We start from the raw sequence: 4766 nt of genomic DNA on the forward strand, positions 1-4766 counted from the left end.
CGCGGATCGTCAGCGACTACGCCGGTTTCGACACCTGGGACTCCTGTGTCCGCGCCAGGAAGATCTTCGGCGTCCACAAGGCGGTGCTCATCAGCCAGGGCTTCCACATCCGGCGCGCGGTCGCGCTGTGCCAGGCGGCGGGTGTCACGTCGTACGGCATCGGTGTCGACGCCAAGCACGACGCCACCTGGTACTACGGCGGCACCCGGGAGCTCTTCGCAGCGGGCAAGGCGGCTGCGGACGTGGTGCTCCGGCCGGATCCGCGGTTCCTGGGGCCGAAGGAGCCGGGTGTCACGGACGCGCTGGCCTCGGCCCGCCGCTGAGGTGACCTGGGGGCGGGGCGCCGCGCCCAGCCCCCAGGCGCGCTTCACCGCCCGGTGAAGCGCGGGGCGCGTTTCTCCAGGAACGCGGTCATGCCCTCCTTCTGGTCGGCCGTCGCGAACAGGGCGTGGAAGACCCGGCGTTCGAAGCGGATGCCGTCGCGCAGGCCGGTCTCCAGGGCTTGGTGCACGCACTCACGGGCCGCCCTGACCGCCGTACGCCCGTACGAGGCGATGGTCGCGGCCGCCTCCAGGGCCTCCGGGAGGACCCGGTCGTCCGGTACGACCCGGGAGACGAGACCGCAGCGTCCCGCCTCCCGCGCGTCCATCGTGCGGCCGGTGAGGACCAGGTCCATCGCCTTCGCGTGGCCGACCAGGCGGGTCAGGCGCTGGGTGCCGCCGATGCCCGGGACCACGCCGAGCTTGATCTCCGGCTGTCCGAAGACGGCCGACTCCCCCGCGATGACGAGGTCGCACATCATCGCCAGTTCGCAGCCTCCGCCCAGCGCATGGCCGTTGACGGCGGCGATCTTCGGGGTGCGCAGGTCCGCGAACTCCTCCCACGCGGCGAAGTAGTCCTCGGCCGCCATGTCCACGGCCGACTTCCCGGCCATTTCCCTGATGTCGGCTCCCGCCGCGAAGACGCGTTCCGAGCCGGTGACGACGTAGCAGCCGACCTCGGGGTCCGCGTCCAACGGGCGCAGGACGTCGAGGAGTTCGGACAGCAACTCGGAGCTGAGCGCGTTGCGGACGTGCGGGCGGTGCAGACGTACGGTCACGACCCCGCCGTGCCGTTCGAGCTTCAGGTTGTTCATCGACGTCCCCTTCTAGGAGTCCCAGATCGCGCCGTACGCCGGAATCCCCCGCCGCTCCAGGCCGTGCACCACCTGCCAGGTCAGCCTCTTGTTGGAGATGCAGATGACCGCCTCGGCGCCGAAGTCCCGGTAGGCCTCGTACGCGAGGCGCACCATGTCGGGCTTGCCGCGCCGTGAGGTGTCCCAGACCACGGCGTGCGGCTGGACGGCGAGGATCTCGTCGACGAGGGCGTCGCCGTAGGTGGCGCGGGGGTCGCGGGTCGCCCAGACCAGTCGGGAGGGGACCTCGGCGGCGAGGAGGTGGGGCAGGCAGGGGCCGATGCCGCTGCCGGTCGCCACGTAGACCACCTTCGTGAACAGGGTCTCGATGTTGGCGACTCCGGCCGTGGTGATGCCCTTCACCCAGACCTTCGCCGGCAGGTCGTCGATGAAGGCGCCCGTCCAGTCGCCGGCCCGGGAGATGGTGAGCCGGAAGCCGGGCTCGCCGGGTGCGGGGACGTTGGCGAAGGAGTGCCACTCCCTCAGCGGGCTGCGGCTGATCGCGGTGGAGGAACCCGCGAAGGGGGTCTCGCCGTGGTCGAAGCGGGCCAGCACGACGTGGGAGGAGGGCCGTTCGAGGCGTACGGCCACCTTGCGCAGCCGTAGCCAGGGCAGCGCCACGCTGAAGGTGACCAGCGCGGGGCAGGGCGGTGGCGACGATGAGCGCGAGGAGGGCCAGCAGGGTCCAGCCGACCGCCATCAGGGGGCCGTTGGGTGTCGTGACCGTCAGTGCCAGGAACCAGGCCGTCCCGGCCAGTGCTCCGCCGACGTGCAGTCCGCCGAAGTGGTAGACCTTTCCGAGCGTCCAGCGGATCTTCAGCGGCCAGGTCGGCGGGGGCCAGGTGGCCAGCCGGAAGAGGAGGTTGACGACGTACTGCTGGCGGACGATCACGGCGAGGGCGAGGTTGGCGAGCGCCGCGTGGCCGAGGGTCCGCGTCGACAGGGGCCAAGCCGCCCACAGAAAGGCCAGGTTGGCCGCGATCACCAGTGCGGCCAGCCGGTTGTAGTGCATCAGCCGCGGGTGCTTCAGGAGCCGCCTCGCCGCGGAGGTGAGGGGCGGGAGGTCGGTCGTCTCGCGCACGGGTGCGGTCGTCATCGGGCCACCGCCAAGCGCTCGTCGGCCATCCGCAGCAGGGCCTGCTTGTCGATCTTGCCGCGGTCGGTCTCCGGCAGGTGTGTCAGGGCCATGACACGCTCGGGCACGCAGTAATACGGCAACGCCTCCGCCACCGCCCGCCTCGCCGCGTCGGGGTCCACGTCCGCCGGACTGACGAACGACACCAGGGTCCGCGCATCGCGCTTCAGGGTCACCGCGCGGGCGCAGCCCTCGACCGATTCCAGGACCGAGGAGACGGAGTCGAGTTCGACCCGGAAGCCGCGGACCTTGACCTGGTCGTCGGTACGGCCGAGGTGTTCGAGCTCGCCGTCGGGGGTCCAGCGGCCGAGGTCGCGGGTGCGGAACATACGGTGGTCGCCGCCGAGGAAGGGGTCGGGGGCATAGCGCTCGGCGTTCAGCGCGGGGTTGTCCAGGTAGCCCGCCGAGACCCCGTCACCGCCCGCCCACATCTCGCCGACCGCCCCGATGGGCAGCGGGCGACGGTCGGCGTCCAGGACGTAGACCGTGTTGTTGGGGGTGGGGCGGCCGATGGTCAGCAGGGGGGCCGCCGGGTCATGGCGGCTCATCGTGTTGACGATGGTCGTCTCGGTCGGTCCGCAGCAGTTGTGGAAGGCGGCCTGGCGGGCCCAGCGGTCGGCGAGGGGGCGCGGGCAGGGCTCTCCGGCGACGGCCACCGTGCGGACGCGCGGGCAGCCGGCCGGGTCGATGCCGGACAGGACGGTCGGGGTGGCGATCAGCACGTCGGCCGTACGGGCCGTCGCGGTGATGTCCCGGCCGCGGATGACGAGGGTGCCGCCGTGGGTGAGGCAGCCGAGGATCTCCCAGGCCGCCATGTCGAAGGCCACGTTGAGCAGGTGGGCCACGCGGTCGCCGGGGCGGATGCCGAGACCGCCGGGTTCGGTGAGGAGGAGGCCCGCGACGTTGCGGTGGGTGACCTTCACGCCGTTGGGGCTTCCGGTGGTGCCGGAGGTGAACAGGACGTAGCAGCCGTCGTCGGGACGCACGGTCGGCGGGGGCGCGCTCGCCGGCTCGTACGGCAGCGGTTCGTCGAGGGTGATCACGTGGGGGCCCCGCGGGACGCGGGCCGCGTGCTCGGCGAGGGTCAGGACGATCCGGGTGCGGGCGATGCGGATCACGTGGGCGAGCTGGGCCGGGGGCGCGAGGCCGATGTCCTGGGGGACGTAGGCGGCGCCCGCCTTCAGGATGCCGAGCAGGCCGACGAGCATCGGGATGGAGCGGCGTACGAAGAGTCCGACGTGGTCGCCGGGCCGTACGCCCTCGCGGATCAGACGGGTGGCGAGGGCGTCGGCGTACCGGTCGAGCTCGCCGTAGGTGATCGTCGCGCCGGCGTGCTCGGCGGCCACGGCGCGCGGGGTGGCCGCCGCACGGCGTTCGACGGCGCGGTGGACGAGCGGGTCGGGGACGGGGACGGCGGGGCCGTGGCCGTAGACCCGGAAGAGGTACCGGTCGCGGGGGGCTAAATGGCGCAGAGGCATGCTGGGGGAACCTCCTGGCTGGCTTCTCGCATGACGGTTTGCCTGGCGCCAAGCTGGATCCGCGCTCGACTGTAGCCGCGGTTTTTCAACTCTCAACAATGCGTGCTCGGCCAAACACGCAACGGAATGCGCCACATGTGGCGTCTTTCACATCGCAGGCAACCTCCGCACCGCCCTGCGACGACTCTCAGGTGGGCGCGTATGCGCCTCACGGCTCCCGGGCGCCGATCGGGAGGTCGCCGTCTTGGCCGCGTAACACGGAGCCGTCATCGGCGTAACACGGCCGAAGCACGCTGAAGGACATGCCGAACTCCGCGACGCCCACACACTGCCCGTACTGCGCCCTGCAGTGCGGCATGAACCTGACCCCCGCTCCGGACGGGACCGTCGAGGTGAGCGAGCGCGCGGACTTCCCGGTGAACCGGGGGGCGCTGTGCGGCAAGGGCCGTACGGCACCCGCGGTGCTCTCGTCCCGGGTGCGCCTGACCTCCCCGTTGGTGCGCTCCGGTGGCACGCTCGTGCCCGCCACGTGGGACGAGGCCCTGGACCGGATCGCCGAGGGGCTGTCCCGCACGCGATCGGAGCATGGCCCGGACGCGTGCGGGGTCTTCGGCGGGGGCGGCCTGACGAACGAGAAGGCGTACACGCTGGGCAAGTTCGCGCGGGTCGTCCTCGGTACCTCGCAGATCGACTACAACGGGCGTTTCTGCATGTCGTCCGCGGCGGCCGGCGGCATGAAGGCCTTCGGCCTGGACCGGGGGCTGCCCTTCCCGCTGGAGGACATCCCGAAGTCGGGCTGTGTGATCCTCGTCGGCTCGAACCTCGCCGAGACCATGCCGCCGTCCTTGCGGTTCTTCACCGAATTGCGGGAGAACGGCGGCACGTTGATCGTCATCGACCCGCGCCGCACCAAGCCCTCCGAACAGGCCGACCTGCATCTGATGCCCCGGCCGGGGACGGACCTCGCGCTGGCGCTCGG

General features: G+C 71.8%; 4 protein-coding genes and 1 pseudogene. 2 read left to right on the top strand and 3 right to left on the bottom strand.

What is annotated here, in order from left to right; all coding sequences use genetic code 11:
- Window positions 1-323 (top strand): ElyC/SanA/YdcF family protein (locus tag JF597_RS53780; protein ID WP_294014368.1); only part of this gene is annotated, 323 nt, incomplete at its 5' end.
- A 44-nt stretch (window positions 324-367) separates the two neighbouring features.
- Here the strand turns inward: JF597_RS53780 and JF597_RS53785 are convergent.
- The 3 genes and pseudogenes from JF597_RS53785 to JF597_RS53795 all read right to left on the bottom strand — a co-directional run bounded on the left by JF597_RS53785 (window position 368) and on the right by JF597_RS53795 (window position 3787).
- Window positions 368-1135: an enoyl-CoA hydratase-related protein gene (locus JF597_RS53785; RefSeq protein WP_294014369.1), complete on the bottom strand. Its 768-nt coding sequence runs from the start codon at window positions 1133-1135 to the stop codon at window positions 368-370.
- Between the two features lie 12 nt (window positions 1136-1147).
- Window positions 1148-2270, bottom strand: a pseudogene (locus JF597_RS53790) (hypothetical protein).
- Entirely contained in the window at window positions 2267-3787 is a 1521-nt protein-coding gene (locus JF597_RS53795; RefSeq protein WP_294014371.1) for an amino acid adenylation domain-containing protein, read from the bottom strand. Before JF597_RS53795 ends, JF597_RS53790 begins: the two are co-directional and overlap by 4 nt.
- 302 nt (window positions 3788-4089) lie before the next feature.
- On the opposite strand from JF597_RS53795, the gene JF597_RS53800 reads away from it, so the two are divergent.
- The coding region (locus JF597_RS53800; RefSeq protein WP_294014372.1) for a molybdopterin-dependent oxidoreductase at window positions 4090-4766 on the top strand (677 nt) is incomplete at its 3' end.

The sequence above is a fragment of the Streptomyces sp. genome (assembly GCF_019510245.1).
GTDB lineage: Bacteria > Actinomycetota > Actinomycetes > Streptomycetales > Streptomycetaceae > Streptomyces.